Origin of the sequence: Loktanella sp. S4079, from assembly GCF_000967725.1 — a bacterium.
In the GTDB taxonomy this organism is placed as follows: domain Bacteria; phylum Pseudomonadota; class Alphaproteobacteria; order Rhodobacterales; family Rhodobacteraceae; genus Yoonia.
On record NZ_JXYE01000003.1, the window covers coordinates 325089 to 346543 of the forward strand.

20 protein-coding genes are annotated in these 21455 nt (G+C 54.5%); 11 read left to right on the forward strand and 9 right to left on the reverse strand.

Annotated features, from left to right (window positions below; translation table 11 throughout):
- The first annotated feature begins 172 nt into the window (after positions 1-172).
- The gene (locus tag TW80_RS10890) at positions 173-1102 is read left to right on the forward strand and encodes a VOC family protein (RefSeq protein WP_045997426.1); all 930 of its coding nucleotides are present in this window, start codon (positions 173-175) and stop codon (positions 1100-1102) included.
- A gap of 3 nt (positions 1103-1105) precedes the next feature.
- Positions 1106-1699, forward strand: coding sequence for an alpha/beta hydrolase (locus TW80_RS10895; protein ID WP_045997427.1), 594 nt, complete (start codon positions 1106-1108; stop codon positions 1697-1699).
- Here the strand turns inward: TW80_RS10895 and TW80_RS10900 are convergent.
- On the reverse strand, positions 1696-2340 hold the full coding sequence (locus TW80_RS10900) for a pseudouridine synthase (RefSeq protein WP_045997428.1): 645 nt from the start codon (positions 2338-2340) through the stop codon (positions 1696-1698). The genes TW80_RS10895 and TW80_RS10900 overlap by 4 nt on opposite strands.
- Entirely contained in the window at positions 2340-2993 is a 654-nt protein-coding gene (locus TW80_RS10905) for a YggS family pyridoxal phosphate-dependent enzyme (protein ID WP_045997429.1), read from the reverse strand. The genes TW80_RS10900 and TW80_RS10905 overlap by 1 nt, the downstream gene beginning before the upstream one ends.
- Positions 2994-3219: 226 nt before the next feature.
- On the opposite strand from TW80_RS10905, the gene TW80_RS10910 reads away from it, so the two are divergent.
- The 5 genes from TW80_RS10910 to holA all read left to right on the forward strand — a co-directional run bounded on the left by TW80_RS10910 (position 3220) and on the right by holA (position 8960).
- A complete protein-coding gene (locus TW80_RS10910) occupies positions 3220-4311 on the forward strand; it encodes a porin (protein ID WP_045997430.1) in 1092 nt (363 codons plus the stop codon).
- Between the two features lie 152 nt (positions 4312-4463).
- Positions 4464-4856 carry a DUF3576 domain-containing protein gene (locus TW80_RS10915; RefSeq protein WP_045997431.1) on the forward strand — a complete coding sequence of 131 codons (393 nt, stop codon included), beginning with the start codon at positions 4464-4466 and terminating at the stop codon, positions 4854-4856.
- 78 nt (positions 4857-4934) lie between these two features.
- On the forward strand, positions 4935-7466 hold the full coding sequence (leuS, locus tag TW80_RS10920) for a leucine--tRNA ligase (RefSeq protein WP_045997432.1): 2532 nt from the start codon (positions 4935-4937) through the stop codon (positions 7464-7466).
- The gene (lptE, locus tag TW80_RS10925; protein WP_045997433.1) at positions 7456-7941 is read left to right on the forward strand and encodes an LPS assembly lipoprotein LptE; all 486 of its coding nucleotides are present in this window, start codon (positions 7456-7458) and stop codon (positions 7939-7941) included. Before leuS ends, lptE begins: the two co-directional genes overlap by 11 nt.
- Positions 7938-8960, forward strand: a complete 1023-nt coding sequence (holA, locus tag TW80_RS10930; RefSeq protein WP_045997434.1) for a DNA polymerase III subunit delta — start codon at positions 7938-7940, stop codon at positions 8958-8960. Before lptE ends, holA begins: the two co-directional genes overlap by 4 nt.
- Before the next feature lie 54 nt (positions 8961-9014).
- On the opposite strand, the gene TW80_RS10935 is transcribed toward holA, so the two are convergent.
- The 7 genes from TW80_RS10935 to TW80_RS10965 all read right to left on the reverse strand — a co-directional run bounded on the left by TW80_RS10935 (position 9015) and on the right by TW80_RS10965 (position 16051).
- Positions 9015-9224: a hypothetical protein gene (locus tag TW80_RS10935; protein ID WP_045997435.1), complete on the reverse strand. Its 210-nt coding sequence runs from the start codon at positions 9222-9224 to the stop codon at positions 9015-9017.
- 103 nt (positions 9225-9327) lie between these two features.
- Positions 9328-9969 (reverse strand): YjbF family lipoprotein, encoded by a 642-nt coding sequence (locus TW80_RS10940; protein ID WP_162197165.1) that lies wholly within the window; start codon positions 9967-9969, stop codon positions 9328-9330.
- Complete coding sequence (locus tag TW80_RS10945; RefSeq protein WP_045997643.1) at positions 9966-12086, reverse strand: YjbH domain-containing protein; 2121 nt, start codon at positions 12084-12086, stop codon at positions 9966-9968. The genes TW80_RS10940 and TW80_RS10945 overlap by 4 nt, the downstream gene beginning before the upstream one ends.
- A 62-nt stretch (positions 12087-12148) precedes the next feature.
- Positions 12149-13321 carry a TIGR03862 family flavoprotein gene (locus TW80_RS10950; RefSeq protein ID WP_045997437.1) on the reverse strand — a complete coding sequence of 391 codons (1173 nt, stop codon included), beginning with the start codon at positions 13319-13321 and terminating at the stop codon, positions 12149-12151.
- Positions 13318-14628: a mechanosensitive ion channel family protein gene (locus tag TW80_RS10955; protein ID WP_045997438.1), complete on the reverse strand. Its 1311-nt coding sequence runs from the start codon at positions 14626-14628 to the stop codon at positions 13318-13320. The genes TW80_RS10950 and TW80_RS10955 overlap by 4 nt, the downstream gene beginning before the upstream one ends.
- A gap of 62 nt (positions 14629-14690) precedes the next feature.
- Entirely contained in the window at positions 14691-15305 is a 615-nt protein-coding gene (locus TW80_RS10960; RefSeq protein ID WP_045997439.1) for an enoyl-CoA hydratase/isomerase family protein, read from the reverse strand.
- A complete protein-coding gene (locus TW80_RS10965; protein WP_045997644.1) occupies positions 15302-16051 on the reverse strand; it encodes an SDR family oxidoreductase in 750 nt (249 codons plus the stop codon). The genes TW80_RS10960 and TW80_RS10965 overlap by 4 nt, the downstream gene beginning before the upstream one ends.
- 126 nt (positions 16052-16177) lie before the next feature.
- On the opposite strand from TW80_RS10965, the gene TW80_RS10970 reads away from it, so the two are divergent.
- The 4 genes from TW80_RS10970 to TW80_RS10985 all read left to right on the forward strand — a co-directional run bounded on the left by TW80_RS10970 (position 16178) and on the right by TW80_RS10985 (position 21450).
- Positions 16178-17680: a DUF2125 domain-containing protein gene (locus tag TW80_RS10970; RefSeq protein WP_239450530.1), complete on the forward strand. Its 1503-nt coding sequence runs from the start codon at positions 16178-16180 to the stop codon at positions 17678-17680.
- A 64-nt stretch (positions 17681-17744) separates the two neighbouring features.
- Positions 17745-19274 carry a hypothetical protein gene (locus TW80_RS10975; protein WP_045997441.1) on the forward strand — a complete coding sequence of 510 codons (1530 nt, stop codon included), beginning with the start codon at positions 17745-17747 and terminating at the stop codon, positions 19272-19274.
- Positions 19275-19325: 51 nt separating this feature from the next.
- The gene (locus TW80_RS10980; RefSeq protein ID WP_045997442.1) at positions 19326-20672 is read left to right on the forward strand and encodes a TldD/PmbA family protein; all 1347 of its coding nucleotides are present in this window, start codon (positions 19326-19328) and stop codon (positions 20670-20672) included.
- The gene (locus TW80_RS10985) at positions 20659-21450 is read left to right on the forward strand and encodes a 3'(2'),5'-bisphosphate nucleotidase CysQ (RefSeq protein ID WP_045997443.1); all 792 of its coding nucleotides are present in this window, start codon (positions 20659-20661) and stop codon (positions 21448-21450) included. The genes TW80_RS10980 and TW80_RS10985 overlap by 14 nt, the downstream gene beginning before the upstream one ends.
- Positions 21451-21455: the final 5 nt, after the last annotated feature.

Sequence of the window (21455 nt, forward strand, 5' to 3'; positions counted from 1 at the left end):
TAATGCGTTGATGCCTATATATGCGCCCAATTTGCGACGCGCTATGGGATCATGCAGTTTGTCGCAGACGCCCAATCGTCATGTGCGCATACGAACCAATTCAGTGCGTCCATCGGTGTTTAGTGCACAACAAACTTCGTTATGTATGCGGCAACAAAGTAGGAGACGCCCCATGCTTAAACAGATCAAAGGACTCCACCACGTTACGTCGCTGGCAAGTGACGCACGTGCAAACAATGCGTTTTTCACCAACGTGCTGGGCCTGCGCCGCGTAAAGAAAACGGTCAATTTCGACGCCCCCGACGTCTACCACCTTTACTATGGTGATGAGACAGGTACGCCCGGAACCGTCATGACTTATTTTCCGTTTCCAAATGCTGCGCGTGGCATTCCCGGCGCCGGAGAAGTTGGGCGCACCGCATTTAGCATTCCGACCGGAACGTCACAGGCTTGGATCGACAGGCTGACCACATTTGAAACCGCCCAGCTTGCGCAAGACACACGGTTTGGCCAAAAGCGTGTTCTCTTTGATGGACCTGACGGCGATAAATTTGCGCTCGTCGAAAGCGATGACGACCGTACCCCGTGGACAGGAAACGGTGTTAGCGCCGAGATCGGCATTCGCGGATTTCACTCGACTGACATGCGGTTGATCGACGATGCCCAAAGCGCAGAACTGCTCAAGTTCATGGGATATGAACATAGCGAAACCGACGGCAGCATTCTGCGATTTGTTGTGCCAGGCGGCAATGCGGCCAACACGATTGATATTGAACGCGTGCCCGGTGCACGTCACGCCGCCCAAGGCGCAGGATCCGTTCACCACATAGCCTTTGCCGTCGAAAACCGCGCGCGGCAACTCGAGGTTCGCGAAGCCTTGATGGACACCGGATATCAGGTCACGCCTGTGATTGATCGCGACTACTTTTATGCGATCTATTTCCGCACGCCAGGCGGTGTATTGTTCGAGGTCGCAACCAACGAACCCGGATTCGACCGCGACGAAGACACGGCACATCTGGGCGAGGCGCTGAAGCTGCCCAGCCAACACGAACATCTACGCGCACGGCTCGAGGGCTATCTTCAACCGATTGAGGATTGATGAATGTATCACGTCAAACGTACCGCAGGTGAAGCAAATGCACCTCTCTTTCTGACATTCCACGGCACTGGTGGAACAGAAGAGCAATTTCACGGTCTTGCAGAACAATTGCACCCAGGCGCGCATGTTACTTCGCCTCGGGGTGATGTTTCCGAATATGGTGCCGCGCGTTTTTTCAAACGCACGGGCGAAGGCGTCTATGACATGGATGACCTTGCCCATCGCACGATCAAAATGTCCGAGTTTATTCGCGCTGAGATCACGCACGTTGGTGCATCTAAAACGATCGGGCTTGGCTATTCGAATGGGGCGAACATCTTGGCCGCAGTTGCACTAAAAACCCCGGACTTAGTGGATGATCTCATTCTCATGCATCCGCTGATTCCATGGACACCGGAACCGCAGCCTAGGCTGGGCGGACGACGCATTTTGATCACCGCCGGACGGCGTGATCCGATTTGCCCCGCACCACAAACCCAAGAACTGGCCGACTACTTGCTGGCGCAAGGTGCTAACGTCACTATGTTTTGGCACGACGGAGGCCACGAAATTACGCAATCAGAGATTCAGAAAATTGCAGATTTCTGCGCGGCCTAGAACGGGCATTTCGCGGTAATCCGCATACCCTGCCCGCCGTCTGGATGCCGAAATTGCAGCGTTTCTGAATGCAGCATCAATCGCGGATAGTCACGAGCCGCACCAGTTGCATAAAACGGATCACCCAAAATCGGATGTCCAATCGCCAGCATATGTACACGCAACTGGTGTGACCGCCCCGTTTTTGGCATTAGACGCACACGTGTTTCCCCTGCGCCGCTGCGCACCACGCGCCAATCTGTGACCGCCTGCTTGCCGTTTTCGTGGTCGACCATTTGCTTTGGGCGGTTCGGCCAATCCACAATGAGCGGCAAATCAACGGTTCCAGTCTTTTCCCCCAACTCACCACTGACCCGCGCGACATAAGTTTTCTTGGTTTGTCGTTTTTCAAACTGGAGCCCAAGGTGACGCTGCGCATGTGCGGTCAACGCAAATATCATGACGCCCGAGGTATCTCTATCCAACCGATGCACCAACAGCGCCTGTGGAAAGACAGCCTGCACACGCGACATTAGGCAATCGGCAAGGTGTTCACCCTTGCCCGGAACCGACAACAGGCCACTTGGTTTATCAACCAACAAGACTTCGTGGTCGTCATGCAAGACCACCAGCGGGTCTTGGGGAGGATTATAGTCCGTCATCAGCCCGGTACGCGGTCGCCAAAGATTGCCGAACCCACTCGGATATGCGTCGCCCCTAGCGCAATTGCCCTTTCAAAGTCGCCACTCATACCCATCGACAATGCTGACAATCCATTTCGCTTTGCGATTTTCGCGAGCAGCGCAAAGTGTAACGACGGCTCTTCGTCGACGGGCGGAATACACATCAATCCCTTGAGCGGCAGACCGAGCGCACGCACCTCAGAGATAAACTCGTCCGATTGAGCGGGCAAGATTCCTGCTTTTTGCGGCTCTTCCCCTGTGTTGACCTGAATGAACAGATCGGGGCAGGCACCAGTTTCATCGGCAATACGTGCAATAGTATTCGCCAGTTTCGGACGATCCACAGTATGTATCGACTGCGCCAATTCCATTGCCTGACGAACCTTGTTCGTCTGCAATGGGCCGATCAAGTGCAACTGAACATCAGGATAGGTTTCCCGGAACGTCGGCCACTTTCCCGCCGCTTCTTGTACCTTATTTTCGCCAAAGACTCGGTGCCCCTGATCCAAAACATCCTGAACCCGTTCGTTTGGCTGTACTTTGGACACAGCAATAAGTGTCACATCCGCTGCTGCACGGTTGGAAGCTTCGCAAGCAGCACGAATTCTATCCTGAATATCAGCCAAGGGCATCTAAGGCTCCGAAAAATAAGGGTCACGTCACGTTTCAGGCCGAAATAAAGGCATTTCAGCCTGATGTCACCGCACAAAACACGGTGTGTCCTTGATGCATCATATCCAGCGAACCCGCCAAAAAATCGTCTAATTTGCTTGAGTGTCAGCCCCAATGAGCGCACTTAATCGCCAATGCTAGGACAACTGGCATTCTTGGGAATGCAAAACACGAGGGAATAAATCCATGAAAAGCATCCTTCTTACATCAACTGCGATCGTCGCCTTCGCTGGCGCCGCAGCTGCTGAAGTATCTTTCTCCGGCGACGCAACACTGGGCTACAACTCACGCGTAGCTGAAGAAGACGGTTTCTACTGGGACGCAGACGTTGCTGTTAAACTGTCACAAGAACTTGACAACGGCCTGACAGCTGCTGCTTCTTTTAACTTCGAAGCTGCTGACGCTGACAACGGTCAAGAACTGGCTGCTACTGACTTCGTTCTGTCTCTGACTTCTGAAACAGCTGGCCTGTACTACGGTGACACTGCATTCGCAGCACAAACACTGTGGAAATCTGCTGGCGACATGGAAGCTGACGGCTTCTCCGAAAACGACGGCGAAACAGTTCTGCGCGGTGAAGCTGCATACAACGGCATCGACGCTGCTGTTTCTTACACAATCGCAGACGCTGCCAACAACTTCCCTGCAGATGACAGCCACGTAGATCAGCTTTCTGTTGCTGCTGCTGGTGACTTCGGTCAGTTCTCTGTTGTAGCAGCTTACCAAGACGAGTCCGACGCTGCATTCGGCGCTGTTGCTAACACAGAAAACGGTGACTACAACCCTAACGAACTGTTCGGTCTGTCTGTTGGTGCATCTTTCTCTGGCGCAGACATCACAGTTGCATACGCAGAAGATCTGACAGCTGACGAATCTTCTCTGGGTGTTCAAGTTGCTTACCCATTCGGTCCAGTAACTGCGACAGTTTACTATGTTGCTGAAGACGACGCGACTGACGAAGATAACTACGGTGTAACACTTGCTTACTCCGCAGGCGCAATCGCTGTTAAAGGCGACTACGACTACGACCAAGGTACTGACAAATGGGGTATCGAAGGTTCTTACGACGTAGGTAACGGCTTCACAGTATTCGCTGGTGTTCTGAACGAAGACGAATCTGACGATGCTGACTACTACGTTGCAGGTACATACGACCTCGGCGGCGGCGCATCTGTTCTGGTTTCTTTTGCTGAAGACAAGAGCAACGACCAAGGCGACGAAGTTGGTGCCAACGAGTACAAAGAAGGCGCAACTGTAGAAGTTAACTTCTCTTTCTAAGCGAAGCTAACATCTGATCTAGCGAGAGCGGCCCTTTTGGGTCGCTCTTTGCTTTTGTGGGGTATGCAATGGGCTTGTGACCTGCGCGGGGCTTCGCTACATATTTCGTCAATGACAAAGTATCCCGGCAAAGGGGAAGTAGTTTGACGTCGATGTTTCAATTTATGCGCGCGGGGCTGATTGCTTTGACGCTTGGTTCACTTGCAGCTTGCGGTGGTGGACAAACCCCAACGCCACGCGGTGCAGAAAATGTTGCTGTGAACCGGTATCTTTGGGCCGCCTCCTTGGATGTGCTCGACTTCTTGCCCGTTCAATCTGCTGATCCCTTTACTGGTATTATCTCAACCGGATTTGGCACCCCTCCGGGTGGCTCGACCGCCTATCGTGCCACAGTCCGTGTGATTGACCCAGCGATGGATGCGCGTTCGCTACAGGTGGCGCTGCAAACGCGCGGCGGTCCGGTTTCCATCGAAACACAGACAGCCATTGAAAACGCGATCCTATCGCGCGCCCGACAGCTTCGCATTGCTGACGGCGCTCTATAACCTTCAGCATATCGCCCGAATATCCACTTCCGCCGGGCCCAATCCGCCCGGCGTTTGCTTTCTTGAAAGACCGCCCCGATGACAACCTACACCCCTGCGAATATCGAAGCCAAATGGCAAACGGCCTGGGCCGATGCACAGACGTTCAAGGCCGAGCGCAGCGCAGACAAACCCAAGTACTACGTGCTTGAGATGTTTCCGTATCCGTCTGGCCGCATCCACATGGGCCACGTGCGTAACTACACGATGGGCGATGTGATCGCGCGTTACAAACTTTCTACCGGGCACAACATTCTGCACCCTATGGGGTGGGATGCATTTGGGATGCCTGCCGAAAACGCGGCGATGGCGTCCGGCGGTCACCCAAAGGATTGGACCTACAACAACATCGCCGACATGAAGGCACAGATGAAGCCTCTGGGCCTTTCGATCGACTGGACCCGCGAATTTGCGACATGTGATCCCGAATACTACGGTCAGCAGCAGGCGCTGTTCATCGATTTCCTTGAAAAGGGCCTGATCTATCGCAAAAAGGCAGTCGTCAACTGGGACCCTGTCGACATGACAGTGTTGGCTAACGAACAAGTCATCGACGGCAAAGGTTGGCGTTCCGGTGCAGAGGTCGAACGCCGCGAACTGGTGCAGTGGTTCTTTAAGATCTCGGATTACTCTGACGAGCTACTGTCGGCAATTGATACGCTGGATAACTGGCCCGCCAAGGTAAAACTGATGCAGGCCAACTGGATCGGAAAATCGCGTGGTTTGCAGTTTAGCTTTGAGCGTACCGACGGCGGCCAGATTGAGGTTTACACCACCCGCCCCGATACATTGATGGGCGCGTCGTTTGTGGGCATTTCGCCCGATCACCCGCTCGCGAAAGAACTGGAAGCAAAAGACGATAAAGTCGCCGCATTCTGCACCGAGTGCCGCAAAGGTGGAACCACGGCTGAGGCGATCGAAAAAGCCGAAAAGCTAGGGTATGATACAGGCCTCAAAGTGAAGCATCCCCTGGATGAAAACTGGGAACTACCCGTCTACATCGCGAATTTTATCCTGATGGACTACGGGACTGGCGCGATCTTTGGTTGCCCTGCGCATGACCAGCGTGATTTCGATTTCGCGACCAAATACGGCCTGCCGATCACGCCTGTATTCTTGCCAAGCGCCGATGCTGATACAACACTAACTGAGGCATTCGTCCCCGGTAAAACCGACGTCGTGACATACGTCAAAGGTTTCGCAGGTGAGACACAGCAAACAGGCGACGCAGCGGTTGATGCGGCAGTGGACCACTGCGAATCCAATGGCATTGGTGAAGGCGTAACCAAATTCCGCTTGCGTGATTGGGGCCTATCGCGTCAGCGTTACTGGGGCTGCCCGATCCCAATTGTGCATTGTGACGATTGTGGCGCTGTTCCTGAAAAGAAAGAAAACCTGCCAGTCGAGTTACCCTATGATGTGTCCTTTGACATTCCCGGTAACCCGCTGGACCGCCACCCTACATGGCGTGATTGCGCATGCCCTGCCTGTGGGAAACCTGCCCAGCGTGAAACCGATACGATGGATACATTCGTGGATTCATCTTGGTACTACGCGCGCTTTACCGCGCCTCAGGCCGACACCCCAACCAATGCCGAAGATGCCGCCTATTGGATGAATGTAGACCAATATATCGGCGGGATCGAGCACGCAATTTTGCACCTGCTGTATAGCCGTTTCTTTGCGCGTGCGATGAACATCACCGGGCACCTGCCAGACAGCGCCAAAGAGCCATTCAATGCGCTGTTCACCCAAGGCATGGTGACGCACGAGATTTACCAGACCCGCAACGCGGATGGCCGCGCTGTCTATCATTTCCCCGAGGATGTCACCGATGGCAAGCTCGCCGATGGTACCGAGGTAGAAATCGTTCCGTCTGCGAAAATGTCAAAATCCAAAAAGAACGTCGTCGACCCTGATGATATTCTGGCGAAATACGGTGCGGATACAGCGCGCTGGTTTGTACTATCAGACAGCCCTCCGGAACGTGACGTGGAATGGACTGCATCCGGCGCCGAGGCCACGCACAAGCACCTGTCGCGTGTGTTCCGCGTCGCAAATGACATTGCCGCCATGGATGATACGCCCGGCAACGGTGACGAAGACCTCTTGCGAGCGATGCACAAGGCAATTCACGAAGTGACCATGGGTGTTGAAAGCTTTGGCTTTAACGCGGCCATTGCAAAGCTCTACGGATTTACCAACGTACTTGCCAAATCCAAAGCAGGTGGTGCCGCAAAACGCGAAGCTGCCAAAGTTCTGGCCCAGTTGATGTCACCAATGACCCCGCACCTGTCCGAAGAAATCTGGGCGCTGCTGGGCGGTGAAGGGCTAATTGCAAATGCACCTTGGCCTATTGCCGACGAAGCAATGTTGGTCGAAGATACGATCACGATGCCAGTTCAAATCAACGGTAAACGCCGCGATGAGATCAAAGTCGCAGCAGATGCCAGCAAAGGTGACATCGAAGAAATCGTGATGGGTCTTGAGGTCGTTCAAAAAGCTCTGGACGGCGGAACACCCAAAAAGCTGATCATTGTACCGGGGCGGATTGTAAACATTGTCGTCTAAACACCCATCGCGTCGGTTTGCTGTCTTGGGCCTTTTGGCCTTGGGTGGCTGCGGGTTTGCGCCGGTCTACGGCGACAAAAGCAACCTGCGCGACGCGATCAAGTTTACGACCGATCAAACCATTTCCGGTTACCGGATCAAGGAACGGCTTGAACAGCGCTTGGGGCGGGCAACGGCCCCACGCTATGCCATGCGTGTCAGTATGAGCCAGTCGGTGCGTAGTGCGGCGATTACAGACGATGGCGATACCACCCGCTACAACTTGATTGGTACCGCGAATTGGGTGTTGGTCGATGATGCAAGTGGACGACAAATCGGTAGTGGGTCTGTTGATGCGTTCACCAGCTATTCGGCAACGGGCACCACAACCGCAACCCAAACCGCCCAAACCGACGCAGCAGCCCGGTTGGCGGTGATCCTCGCTGATATGATCGTGACCCGCGTCATGGCGCTTGGCCCAAGGTTAGAACAATGAAGCTATCAGGATCAGCCGCCTCTGCCTATTTCCGCAAACCTGATCCTACGCACACAGGGTTGCTGATCTTTGGCGCGGACCCAATGCGCGTGGCCGAGAAGCGGCAACAAGCCGTTGCCGCCTTGGTGGGTCCAAACGGCGAAGAAGAAATGCGTCTGACCCGCATTCCAGCGGCCGACTTGCGCAAAGATCCAGCCTTGCTGGATGATGCCGTGAAGGCCCAAGGCTTCTTTCCCGGACATCGCGTCGCCTTTGTCGAAGATGCGACAGAAACTGCCACCAAGGCGATTACAAATGCTCTGACCGACTGGAACCCCGGTGACGCGCAGATCATCGTCACCGCTGGTCAGCTCACTGCCAAATCCGGCCTACGCAAGCTGTTTGAAAACCATCGCAATGCCATGGCCATCGGCATCTACGACGATCCGCCCAGCATTGCCGATATCGAACAAAACCTATCCCAAGCTGGCATTGACCAACCCGAACGCGAGGTGATGGATGCGCTTGTTGCGCTTGCCTCTTCGCTTGAGCCGGGTGATTTTCGCCAGACCTTAGAAAAGGTCAGCCTATATAAGCGCGGTGATGACAGCACGCTTACCGTCGAAGAAGTCATGCTATGCGCGCCGCAATCGGCAGAGGTCGATGTGGATGATGTGCTAGAAGTCGTAGCGCTTGGGCAGGCGGAACGACTGGGGCCAGTGCTGAGCAACCTTTATGCACAAGGCGTGACACCTGTCACCTTATGCATCGGGGCGATGCGTTATTTTCGCAGGCTCCACACTGCTGCATCTGATCCAGGTGGTCCGGCTGCTGGCGTGGGTCGGTTACGCCCCCCCGTATTTGGACCGCGCCGCGACAAGATCGTCCGCCAAGCCAGCCACTGGGGACGACCACGGCTAGAACGAGCGCTGACTGCCTTGACTGATGTTGATCTTCAATTGCGTTCCGCGAACACGGCCCCGCAAGGCCCCTTGCTAGAACGCACATTGATGCGGCTTGCCATGATGGCGCGTCGCTAAACGAAAAAAGGCAGGCCCCAAGGCCTGCCTTTCGTCAAATCTTGCGATTTGAATTTATTCAGCGTTTGCAGCAGCTGCGATCAGCAGAGCGGCAACAACACCGATGATTACGTATGTGCTGCTGATAGAGGAACCAGCTGGTGCTGGCTCTTCAACAACAACCACAGGCGCATCCATCACTGGTTCGGACATGCCGCCAGCGTTGGCTGCAACAGCGGAAACAGCCAGAGTAGCTGCGGCGGCAAGAGTAGTTGTAAAGCGCATGTCGGTACTCCAATTTATGCACGGGTGGTCTGCCTATAGGTGGCGATCCACATTGCCCTATTAAATCAGGGCCTAAAGCGAAATCCAAGAGGTTTGCGCGGCGTCAAAAAACATCAATTTGCAGATATCCAGCATCAGGAGAAACCGCCTGAAGGCTGCGAACCATGGCACCTCGTTGATTTACCCAGTAAATATTGGTGAAAATAAGGCGCTCACCCTCGCATTTCTCGGTAAAACGCCTTGTAGAGATCGACTTTCCGGCCCTTTCAATGACTTCGTTTCCTTCTGAAACGATGCTACATTGCAACAGTTCCGTCGAAATTTCGTCCTGATCAGTCAAGAAATCATGCCGTCTTTGGGCTTCGCCGCCCTGATTTCGAATAGCTGCCCATGATTGGCTCAGGTCTGTGCCCATCAAATCACGCACTAAACCCCGAGTTGCAACAACCAAACCGTTCTCAAAGGTGACGCTGATGTTGCCCTGATCAATCCACGTCGTGCGTGCGCCGTTTGTACCGGCCTGCGTCAGCGATGCCCAAGCATTCTGTTTACGGATATTGATCCGAATGTATTTGCCCGGGTTGGCGTGCATCACTTCGGCGGGCACCAATGCTGGCGCCGCTTGGGCTGCGGGTGCCTGCCCCGTCACGAGCCCCGCCACGCGGGCACCAATCGCGGATTCACCACAAGCGGTCAGAAGCACGAGCGCGCAAACGCCCGCAACAATACGAATAGGTTTCATCATCTCCAGAAGCGCCCCCATGTATCAGACAAATCGTTGCGATGCCCATCACGGACAACATCATACAACCGTCCATCTACGTCTAGCATTGCACCGCCATCACCACGGCGCGTACGGAAAGTCGCCCCATAAGACTTACGGCTTGGCGATCCGGTAAAGAAATCAAGCGGGACTTCGACCCGGACCCCTTTGTTGTAGGATCCGTCACCGAATTCTTCGTGGCTTACGTCAGTCTGGCTGATGTAGGCGCTCATCGTGACGCCGTTATTGAATTCGCGCGCGAGGGTCACCTGACCACCCCAGTCACCCGCGAGATAACGCCCCAAATCAAGCTGCGAATGTATACCGTCACCAAAATCGTAGTAAGCCGACAGATGCCCGGTCACGACGTCATAATCGTATTCATCAAAGCCAAAGCCCGTTTCACTATCACGCTGCGCGACATAGCTTAGCTCGGCACCCAGCCCCAGATTGCTTTCGACGGGTTTCCACAGCAATTCGGCTGATACGCCCCCAAACATCCGTTCAAGATATCCACCACTTACGCGACTATACAGGTTTGCACCGGGTCGGCCGTAATGTGTCAGCATCAGGTTTTCCAACACCGGGAAACCATCGTCGCCATAAAAACCGCTATCTGTCCGCACGTTCTGCAGTTCAGGTGTTGGATCTGCAACAGGGTCATCGCCGTCACGCCGCACAAGGCTTTGGACCACCGCGCCAGACAGAACCATTTGCGGGGTTATTTGATACTCCGCACGGACCTTCACACCTAGATCAAGCGCGCGGTCACCATCTGCACCCTGCGTGGTCATCGCGACATAGGGGCTAACCCCCCAGCTAAAGGCAGAATCATCAGCGACGACTTTGGTTAAAGGTTCCCCACCATGGGCATCCGCAAACGTGGCGCGCTGATAGATTGCAGCAGAAGCGCCAGATCTGTTTTCGAGCTGCTCAAGGTCACTGCGCGCAATCGTTGTGGACGAAAGCGGAATACCGTTCTCCTCGGGTTCAAGCACAAAGTGCTCGATCGCGCCGGGCATCACTTGGGTCAGCATACGCGCAACACGCCCCATCGCTTGCGCCTGAGAACGGTACTTTCCGTTGATATACCGCACGCGCACGCTTTGATCAGACATCGTCATTCCGGTCAGTGTGATCCCTTCGATGCCGAGCATCGCCTGCACAGCTGTACGTAGATTATCTTCTGACACCTGACCACGGTCCCAATTTTGGGCCGCCCGGGCGGTTGCGCTGCGTGGCTTGATTGGAACGGGTGCACCTTCTCTGCCGCTCATTCCGGGGCGATTATTCGCGTTTAAGACAAAGGTGCCAGACAAGGCGATATCACTGCCATAAAGCGAGGCAAGGGTCAGTTGAACGTTATCAATTGGGCGATATGTGACGCCAACGTTATAAGGCGTTTCCACATCGGCAACGGGGGCGAATGGTGCCTGATCATACGCGACCGAGGAATATTCGGCCATGACACCCCATTTGTCATTGATCTGATACGACGCCCCACCAAAAAAAGCGGCATCGCCTGCAAACCACTGGTCAGTTGCGAAATCTCCATCGGGCGAATTTGCGTCAAAAGTCGGTCTATCCGCGCGGCTACCGAACGGATTGTCGAAACCGTCATGCGAACCCATCGCGCCCCAACCGATACCAGCAGTCACAGTCAGTTGGTCACCGATGGATTTTGAGGCAACGACATATTCAGACTGGAAGCGCCCCGGATCTAAAAAGTCGCGCAATCCGACAGCGACCGCAGGCATATATTCACCCTCGTTGATCAGCCGGTATTGCAGGTTAAACGAACGGTGAAATTCATCAGCCTGCACCCCAGTTCCTGTCTCATCATAGAAATCAGTCAGGGTAAAATTCACGCTCGCCGACAGCCTGTCAGTGACCTGCGCACCGACGTTTAACCGATAAAGCCCATCACGCGCGACCAAGCCGCCAGCGATTGCGCCTTCCTCGGCGCTTTGGGCGATTGGCATTTCGATAAGCCCCGGAATGCCGTAAAATCCATAGCTTAGATCAACATCCTGCGTCAGGGCTTGCTGCCCAATCACCACGGTCAGCGCAGTCGTCGCCAAAAAAGCGTTGCGTCGCATCAAAGTCACTCCATCAACCAATGCCAAGGTATGTAGCGCGCGGCCAATCAGATTGCCACTGTTCACGACATTGGTGCGTCCGCTAGGTAATCGACTGCAGATAGCCCTGCGAGGCGACCTGTTGCCAGACATCCGGTAATCAAATAGCCGCCTGTTGGTGCCTCCCAATCGAGCATCTCACCTGCGCAAAATACGCCGGGCCGAGCGCGCAGCATCAAGCCATCTGTTAGTGCGTCAAACCGTACGCCACCTGCTGTTGAAATCGCCTCATCCATTGGGCGCGGTCCGGCATGGCGGATCGGTAATTTCTTAATCAACGGTGCCAAGTCATCGGGAAATGGGCGACCAAACTCTGATAAAAGTGCAATGCGCACCGGATCAAGGCGCAGCACCTTGCGCAAATAATTGCTTTGGCTCATCTTTCCGCGTGGTTTGGCCAAGGCGCGGCGAATCTGATCAACGCTGCGATCTGGCAGCAGGTCGATCGTCAGCGGAGCACCTTCACGCAAGGGCTTGGATAGGCTGTAAATGCCGCCCCCTTCGATCCCTTGCGATGAAACGACAAATTCGCCGCGCGATGCCGCCTCACCTGCTGTCAGTTCTGTTCCCTTTACTGGTGTCCCGAAATGACGGGTCATATGGCTGGACCAATCCACGATAAAGCCCATGTTTGCGGGTTCAAATGGGGCGACATCACTGGGAATAAATTGCGCCCATTCACCGTTTGACCCAAGCCGCGCCCAGCTCGCGCCACCTAACGCGAGAACAGTCACCTTTGCCGACAAAACCTGCGACCCCTCGGGTGTATCAAAGCGCAGCAAATCGCCATCCCATCCAGCCCAGCGCCACCGCGTGCGCAGTGTCACCCCCAGATCATTCAGACGCGCCGTCCACGCGCGTAGCAAGGGTGACGCCTTCATCACAGTTGGAAAAAGACGTCCGGTCGATCCGGTAAAAACATCCTGCCCTAGGCCGGCAGCCCAATCGGACACTTCTTGCGGCCCAAACGCAGAAACAGCATCCGCGAATACCGGCGGCACGTTACCGTAAGCGCGCAGAAATTGGTCGACGGGTTCCATCATGGTCAGGTTCAATCCTGACTTGCCAGCCATCAGGAATTTGCGCCCGACCGAAGGCATCGCATCGGCAATTGTCACCGAGTATCCGGTGCGCGCGATCTGCTCTGCCGCCATAAGCCCAGCAGGACCAGCACCGATAATGACCGCATCCGTCACGACGGCACATTGCCTTTGATCTCGACGACACGGTGGGGATATGGAATCTCGATGCCGTTGTCTTTCAACGCGTTCCAGACCAAGAACAACACATCTGACGTATATTTATTCTTGCCGTCATCAATCCCGTTGACCCAAAATTCGACAGCAAAATCGATGCCGCTATCACCAAAGCCACGCAATTCGCAATCGGGTGCCTCTGGATCGGTCAGCACCTCAGGATGTTTTGCGACAGCGGCTTCGATGATGTCTGGGATTTTGTTGATATCCGTATCATAGCTAACCGAAAATTCGACCTCGTATCGGTTTGCCGATCCGCTATCGGAATAATTGACGACGCGGGTTGTGATAAAATCCTCGTTCGGGACAACAATCCAACGCCCATCAAATGTCTCAAGGAATGTCGCACGCGCAGTCATCTTGATGATCGTTCCGGCCTCACCACCGTCAAGCTCAACATAGTCCCCGACGGTCGCCTGCCCCTCAACCAGCAAGATCACCCCGGAAATAAAGTTCGAGGCAATCTTTTGCAGACCAAAACCAAGCCCGACACCGACAGCACCACCGATGATCGCCAGCGAGCTAAGGCTAATCCCCATGATGTTCATCAGCAGCAAAAACGCGATGCCAAAAATCGTAAACTCCGTGGCCTTTACCGCAAGCTGACGGATCGCTGGGCGCATCGGCTGCTGTTCGATATAGGCCGCTGATTGCGAATTGGACCACTGCCCAAGCCAGAACAGCAAGCTACCTGCAATCAATCCACGAATAATCGCCAGCGCAGAAAAGCTAATATTCCCAAGGTTTACCGCTGTATTGCCGAGGGTTTCGATGACCTGATCAAAGAACCCAAGCGCATAAAGCGCTGTAGCAGGAACCAGAACGAATTTCGCGAGCATCCGTAGAAACGGATCTTTGATGATATCTTTGGCAAGCGCCCGCGCTGCGAGGAACAAGAATACCCTCTTACCAAAGGCGATGACGGCCCCAGAGCCAAAGATTGACCGCGTGACCGCCTCTCCGATAGCGGTGAAACCGTAGGCCAGCAGCGGCAAGATAAGTGGCAGAAACTGCAACACAAATCGGCGCGCTTGCGAAAGAATCGACTTGTTCTCGGCCTCTGGCGTAAGGAATTTCTCGATTCTGGGTGTCAGCTTGGCGTTGACGATCCGCGCCAGCAAATATGCAGCGATAAGCAATCCAAATTGCGACCATGCGGCGGGCGACAGCAACCAATCTTGCGCCAGCACCAGCCCTTTGTCGAATGCAGCTTTTGCCTGCTCAACCAAGTCGTTGCCTTCAAACATCTTATCCCTCGTTCATCTTTGTCCCGCTTTTGCCGCCACTTCTCGGGCCAATCAAGTCTGGATTACCCGTCTGGGATCAACTGCTTGATCCCGTGGATGTGTGTGTGGTCTGCGTTCACAGCATCACCGCTCAATTGTTCAACATGATCAGAGAGCGCGTCATCAGGCACAATCCGATCAATCAATCCCCAGTTTAGCGCTTCGGCTGCGTCGATCTTTTGACCAGCCATCAAGATCATCTTGGCGCGCGCGGGTCCGATTAAACTGGCCAGACGCGCCGGGTCAGAGGGTTGCGGCAAAAACCCTAGCTTCATCACAGGATAAAAGAACTTTGCCTTCGCCACTGCGACCCGGATATCGCAGGCCAAAACCATGCCAAATGCGCCACCCGCAACCGTGCCATTCAATGCGGCAATCGTGAAACCGGGTAACGCCGCGATGGCCCCTGACAACCTTTCCCAAACAGGATCAGTTGCAAGGCCAGCGCGCGCCTGTTCAAAGTCGGCGCCAGCGCTAAAAACAGACCCTGTTCCACCGTAAATCACTGCTTTTGCGGTAGTGGCCCGCTCGCTTATCTCAGCAAGTTCAACAAGCATCTCGCGGCTAAGCGCCCCGGCTTTGTCCGGACGATCAATGGTGATCCGCCACACGTCACCGTCAACATCGCAACGGATCATACAAGACCAACCATTTCGCGAATGGTTTGTTCGCGCAAGCTGACGTCCATACCTTGATAGGCGTCTGCCTCGGGCGTGCACATCCATACAAGCGTTTGGGCGGGCCATTCAGGTGGAATGTGATCTGACCACTCAAGCTTGCTAACGTCGTTGATACCGGACGCTTTGATTTCGCGCTGCATATCCGTGGCAACGGTACCGGGTGACAGCCCCATAATCCGAATGCCTTTGGCACGGTTTTCCAAATCGGCACCGCGTGTCAGCATATATGCACCCGCCTTTGAGCTGCAGTATGATGTCCAGCCTTCGACCGGACTATGCGCCGCGCCAGAAGATACAGTAATGATGGTTCCGTGCCCCTGTGCAATCATACCCGGCAGCGCTGCGCGCATACCGTACATCACGCCTTTCAGATTGATATCAATCGCGCGCGCCCATGCGTCGGGGTCAGCATCCGATAGATTGCCGATTGGGTCGATAACACCTGCATTGTTTATCAACACATCCAATCCACCAAATGTACGTGCCGTCGCCGCAACAGCGGCTTCGACCTCGGCGTGGCGGGACACATCGCAGGGGATCGCCAGCGCCTTTTCGCCTATTTCACCCGCAATATCCGCGATGTCATCCGTGCTGCGGGCAACCAAAGAAACATTGGCCCCAACCGCTGCAAACGCCCGCGCTGCGGCAGCACCAATTCCGCGGCTAGCCCCTGTAATCAAGACAGTTTTTCCAGCCATGTTAATGTTTTTCACGTTAGTCCCTTTCGGTAGGCTATCTAGGTGATTAATTATATATGGATAAATCCGATCTTGGCATGAGATGAGCATGCGAACAACATTCGGAACAATACATAGAAGAAGGGAATTGGAATGGCCTACTCAATGAAAATGCGCAGCGCGGTCTGCATCGCAGCACTCGTTGCTGGCGGCGCAGCACAGGCAGACGTGACAGCGCAAGAGGTCTGGGACAACTGGAAAGAGCAAGTGACGCTCTATCAGCAGACTAAACTTGAGGTCGGCTCAGAAGAAACCTCTGGTGATACTTTGGTTGTCAGTGAATTTGTTGTCACGACTGAAACCGACGAAGTGACCACCGCCTACTCCATTGATGAAATTCGCTTCACCGAACAAGGAAACGGAAGCGTCGCTATCACGATGAGCGAAAGCTATCCAATCACATTCACTCCTGCTGGCGGGGCCGTCATAACCCTCGAAGGCACACAATCTGGTCTAGAGGTGATTGTGTCAGGTGATCCAGACGAAATGCAGTATGCCGTCAACGCTGATAGTGTGGCTCTTGCCCTCAAGGACGTTGTCGATGGTGATGTGACGTTTACTGGCGATGTGAAAGTTTCGCTTTCCGATATTTCGGGCAACTACACAACGACAACCAATGATGTGGTTGAAATTGACTACACGCTGAACATTCCAACAACGGATATCATTGTTGATATTCAGGTTCCCGGTGCTGACGGTGAATACGTCACTGGTGGCGGTAAGATTGAAAACATGGATATGACTGGCGCAGTGACGATGCCAGTCGACTTCGATCTCGAAAACCCAGAAGATTTCATGACCAGCGGGATCAGCATTGATGGGGGCTACACACTTAGCGGAGCCAGCTATATTTTCGACATCAACGCCGATGGCGAGCAGATGGCTGGATCGGTCAGCATGGGTGAATCGTCGTTGTCCACCGTGATCAATTCCGATGTGATTTCCTACGATGCGATTGCTGAAAACATTGCGCTGAACGCCACAGGGTCAGAGGTTCCTTTCCCCATTGAGGTCTCTTTCGCGAAATACGGGATCGGTTTTGAGACGCCAATTGCAAAGTCCGATGAACCCAAAGATTTCCGCCTGAGCTTTGACTTTATCGATCTCGCGATCAACGACATGATCTGGGGTATGATCGACCCAGGCAATGTTCTGCCGCGTGATCCCGCAACGATTCAACTGGCTCTCAGCGGCTCAGCAAAACCGTTGATCGACCTGATGGACCCACAACAGCAACGCGAAATCAAAGGTGACAACCTACCGTTCGAACTCAATACGCTGTCGCTCGAGAATTTGAAGGTCGCCATCGCGGGTGCATTGCTGACGGGCGCGGGTGATTTCACCTTTGATGCAACTGACATGCAAAGCTTTGCGCCTATGCCACGTCCAGAGGGCAGCGTCGCGCTTCAGGTGAACGGTCTGAACCAATTGATCGATAACCTGATTGCCATGGGTCTCATCCCAGAAGAGCAAGCAATGGGTCCACGGATGATGATGGGCATGTTCGCCCGTACCACAGGCGACGACCAGCTTGAATCTACCCTAGAGGTGAACGGCGAAGGTCATGTTCTGGTGAACGGACAACGCGTCAAGTAAGTCATAAACACCAACAAAAAGCGCGGCGATCAAACGCCGCGCTTTGCATTTAAAGGAAGTCGTTATGAGTCGATCCCACATTCTAAGCTGCGCTCTCTTTTGCTTTGCCACACCAGGTTTTGCAGAGCTAACCGCCGAAGACGTCTGGAATGACAGGATCGCTCTTGCCGAAAGTCTTGGCGCAGAACTTAGCGGGACAACGGATCGCGAAGGCAATATGTTTTTCGTGAACGATGTGCGGCTTCATTACACGCTCCCGCTCGAGATTGGTCACATTCGCATGAATGGCGCTCCGATGACGATGGTCGACCAAGAGGACGGCTCTGTTTCGATCATATACCCCAAGCAGATGACACATCTGTTTGAACTCGACATTTCCGTTCGGGATTTCCCTCCAATCAACATCAGTGCAAACAGTAGCTTTTCAGAGCTGACTACCACAGCAACAGGAACCGAAGGCCAGATCAGCTATGTGCAAACATCCGGCCCCTATTCAAGCACGTTAGATGTTGATTTGCTCTTTGAGTACCCTCCGCAAATTCGCATGGAAATCGAAGGCGATGGATACACCAACGAATACACCGTTAACCGCGACGGCAGCACCAATATTCGCGGTTCCGCGACAATGGGCGCATACGCATTCCAAACCGAAACAAGTATCGATTCCGGGACTGTGCAACGTGATCGCAGTGCATACGGCCCTTCGACGATGCAGACCCATTTTCACCTGCCGGACACGCCGCTTGACCTCTTGAACCTCGCGCCAGCACTTCGCGATGGGCTAATGCTTGAGGTTTCACAATTTTTTGAGTCTAGCAGTGCCGAACAAGCCGAAATAATTGATCAACTGATCGACTACGCATTTGCGCAAGACTGCGGTCCAGCAAACTCTGCTATTCGCATCGCTGAAGACGGCTTTCAGCTCTCTGCGGATGTTGAGGATTGTGCTTTTGACTTTACCATAACGGAATGGCTTGCACAGCGTACGGACCCCCAGACGTTCAGTGTTTCGACCAACAACATCGTATTCAACACTGATTTCCCCTTGCTTCAGTCTGACGTAGCCTCAGAGGCGCGCTTGCAGCTTGGCATTGGCGACCTGACACTTCCGGACAACTTGTGGGACCTTCTTGACGCGCAAAACGCGCTTCCCCGCGATGAGATCAACATGAACATCGACGTTTCCGCGAATATTGCGCATCGCATCGAATGGCTCGACGTTATGGGGCTAGAGACCGCAATGTTCATCACACCGTCTCCGGTCGAAGTTGATAGCGTCACGATTGATGCCCTTGATGTCAGCGCAGTTGGGGCTTCTGTCGCAACAAACGGAGCATTTGATATCGACTTTACCGATACTGAGACTCTGGACGGATTTCCGCTCGTTGTTGGTGCAGCCAAAGTAGCGCTGACAGGGGTGCATGCGCTGCTCGACAATATCGAGGAGGCTGGGTTTATTGACGCGCAGGCCGTCGCAATGCCGCGTCTGATGATCGGCATGTTCACCCGTGATGATGGCAACGGCACACTAACGACAGATGTCGAGATCAACGAAACCGGTGAAATTCGAATGAACGGTGAACGCGTCAAGTAGCTTGCGGCTCTGCGTTTGGGGCACTACGTCTGAGGGAACAAAGGATTCCCGATGACACAGCCTCTTTCAGATTTGACACAACAGCTATTGGATGCCGCGAAACGCGCAGGCGCCGATAGTGCCGATGCAATTGCGGTTGATGGCACATCGATTTCAATCGATGTCCGCGCCGGTGCGCTTGAACACGCAGAACGCTCGGAAGGGGTGGAAATTGGGCTGCGGGTTTTGGTCGGACAGCGGCAGGCATGTGTTTCGTCATCCGACACCAAGCCCGACACAATGCGCCAAGTTGCCGAGCGCGCGGTCGCAATGGCCAAAGAAGCCCCCGAGGATCCCTATGCCGGGCTTGCCGATCCATCGCAGCTTGCGCGTAATCTTGATACAGATTCACTGGAACTCTACGACCCCAGCGAAGAACCTGATCCAGCGGCGCTACAGGATGCAGCCGCCCGCGCAGAGGCCGCCGCGCTTCGTAATCCCGGCATTAGCCAAGTGCAGTCAGCATCTTCAGGCTATAGCCGCCGCCGAATCCACATGACCGCAACAAACGGGTTTTCGGCTGGATACGCCCGCAGCGACCGTGGCCTGTCCTGCGTTGCAATTAGCGGAACAGGCACCGCAATGGAACGCGACTATGATTTCGACAACCGCGTGTTTCAAGCAGACCTTCGCGACGCCGATGAAATCGGTGCACGCGCCGCTGCGCGTGCCGTCGAGCGCACCGGCGCGCGCAAGCCGAAAACGGGGGCTTACCCTGTCCTGTTTGACGAACGCATTGCGAGCGGTCTGATCGGGCATCTCTTGCAGGCCACCAACGGGTTGATGATCGCGCGCGGGTCTAGCTGGCTGCGCGATGCCTTGGGCGAACAGGTTTTGCCTTCGTCGCTTTCGATTATTGAAAACCCACACCGTGCGCGGGTTACTGGATCAAAACTATTCGACGCCGAAGGGCTGCCAACCGCGCAGCGATCCATCGTGGATAATGGTGTTTTGACTGGCTGGACGCTCGATCTATCAACCGCCCGCAAACTGGGGCTGGAAAGCACCGCAAACGCAGGTCGTGGGACCAGCGCCCCGCCATCGCCCAGCCTGACAAATATTGCGTTGACCCAAGGCGATAACACAAAGGAACAGCTCTTGCAGGAAATGGGGACCGGGCTGCTTGTCACCTCGATGATCGGCGCGACGATTAACCCCAACACGGGCGACTATTCACGCGGCGCATCCGGTTTCTGGGTTGAGAACGGCGAAATTACCTATCCTGTGAACGAATGCACAATCGCGGGCAATCTGCGCGATATGCTGATGTCGATCACACCGGCAAACGATGCACAGACACATCTGTCGCGCGTTGTTCCCTCTCTCTTGGTAGAAGGGTTAACCCTTGCCGGAGACTGACCTTTCGCTGCTCATTGATGCGGCCCGCCAATCGGGCGAAATCGCGATGCGATTTTTCCAGCAAAATCCCGACGTCACCGAAAAACCTGACGGAGCGGGGCCGGTCACTGCGGCCGATCTGGCTGTAAACAATATGCTCGAAGAGAGCCTAAGCGCCGCCCGCCCCGATTACGGCTGGCTGTCCGAAGAAACCGAGGATTCCACCAAACGGATGTCAACCAAACGTCAATTCGTTGTAGATCCTATCGACGGCACCCGTGCGTTCATCGAAGGAAGCAAAGATTGGTCACATGCGCTGGCGATTGTAGAAAACAACCAAGTCATCGCAGCCGCTGTTTATTTGCCAGTAAGGGACGTGATGTTTGCGGCGACCTTAGGGGGTGGCGCCACAATGAACGGCGCCCCAATCCGCAGCGCAGATGCCGCAGTCGAAGGCGCGACCATCTTGGGTGCGAAGCCAAATTTTGACGGTCGGTTCTGGCGCGGCGGTGTGGCACCGCCCGTCAAGCGAGCCTTTCGATCATCATTGGCCTATCGGTTGTGCCTTGTGGGACAGGGACGGTTTGATGGGATGATCACGCTCCGGCCAAGTTGGGAATGGGACATCGCAGCCGGGGCATTGATTGCGTCCGAAGCCGGCGCGCGCGTCACCGACCAGCACGATCAGCAGCTCAAGTTCAACAATAGCTTCCCAAAAGTCCCAGGCGTTTTAGCCGCGAGCCCCAGTTTGCACGCCAATCTGGCGGTGCTGCTTGAGCCAGACCTCGCAAACCCGTAAACTGA

What these genes read in the sequence shown, in the direction of transcription:
- TW80_RS10890 (WP_045997426.1), top strand. Translation starts at nt 173, where the DNA reads ATGCTTAAACAGATCAAAGGACTCCACCACGTTACGTCGCTGGCAAGT.
- TW80_RS10895 (WP_045997427.1), top strand. Translation starts at nt 1,106, where the DNA reads ATGTATCACGTCAAACGTACCGCAGGTGAAGCAAATGCACCTCTCTTT.
- TW80_RS10900 (WP_045997428.1), bottom strand. Translation starts at nt 2,340, where the DNA reads ATGACGGACTATAATCCTCCCCAAGACCCGCTGGTGGTCTTGCATGAC.
- TW80_RS10905 (WP_045997429.1), bottom strand. Translation starts at nt 2,993, where the DNA reads ATGCCCTTGGCTGATATTCAGGATAGAATTCGTGCTGCTTGCGAAGCT.
- TW80_RS10910 (WP_045997430.1), top strand. Translation starts at nt 3,220, where the DNA reads ATGAAAAGCATCCTTCTTACATCAACTGCGATCGTCGCCTTCGCTGGC.
- TW80_RS10915 (WP_045997431.1), top strand. Translation starts at nt 4,464, where the DNA reads ATGTTTCAATTTATGCGCGCGGGGCTGATTGCTTTGACGCTTGGTTCA.
- leuS (WP_045997432.1), top strand. Translation starts at nt 4,935, where the DNA reads ATGACAACCTACACCCCTGCGAATATCGAAGCCAAATGGCAAACGGCC.
- holA (WP_045997434.1), top strand. Translation starts at nt 7,938, where the DNA reads ATGAAGCTATCAGGATCAGCCGCCTCTGCCTATTTCCGCAAACCTGAT.
- TW80_RS10935 (WP_045997435.1), bottom strand. Translation starts at nt 9,224, where the DNA reads ATGCGCTTTACAACTACTCTTGCCGCCGCAGCTACTCTGGCTGTTTCC.
- TW80_RS10940 (WP_162197165.1), bottom strand. Translation starts at nt 9,969, where the DNA reads ATGATGAAACCTATTCGTATTGTTGCGGGCGTTTGCGCGCTCGTGCTT.
- TW80_RS10945 (WP_045997643.1), bottom strand. Translation starts at nt 12,086, where the DNA reads ATGCGACGCAACGCTTTTTTGGCGACGACTGCGCTGACCGTGGTGATT.
- TW80_RS10955 (WP_045997438.1), bottom strand. Translation starts at nt 14,628, where the DNA reads ATGTTTGAAGGCAACGACTTGGTTGAGCAGGCAAAAGCTGCATTCGAC.
- TW80_RS10960 (WP_045997439.1), bottom strand. Translation starts at nt 15,305, where the DNA reads ATGATCCGTTGCGATGTTGACGGTGACGTGTGGCGGATCACCATTGAT.
- TW80_RS10970 (WP_239450530.1), top strand. Translation starts at nt 16,178, where the DNA reads ATGGCCTACTCAATGAAAATGCGCAGCGCGGTCTGCATCGCAGCACTC.
- TW80_RS10975 (WP_045997441.1), top strand. Translation starts at nt 17,745, where the DNA reads ATGAGTCGATCCCACATTCTAAGCTGCGCTCTCTTTTGCTTTGCCACA.
- TW80_RS10980 (WP_045997442.1), top strand. Translation starts at nt 19,326, where the DNA reads ATGACACAGCCTCTTTCAGATTTGACACAACAGCTATTGGATGCCGCG.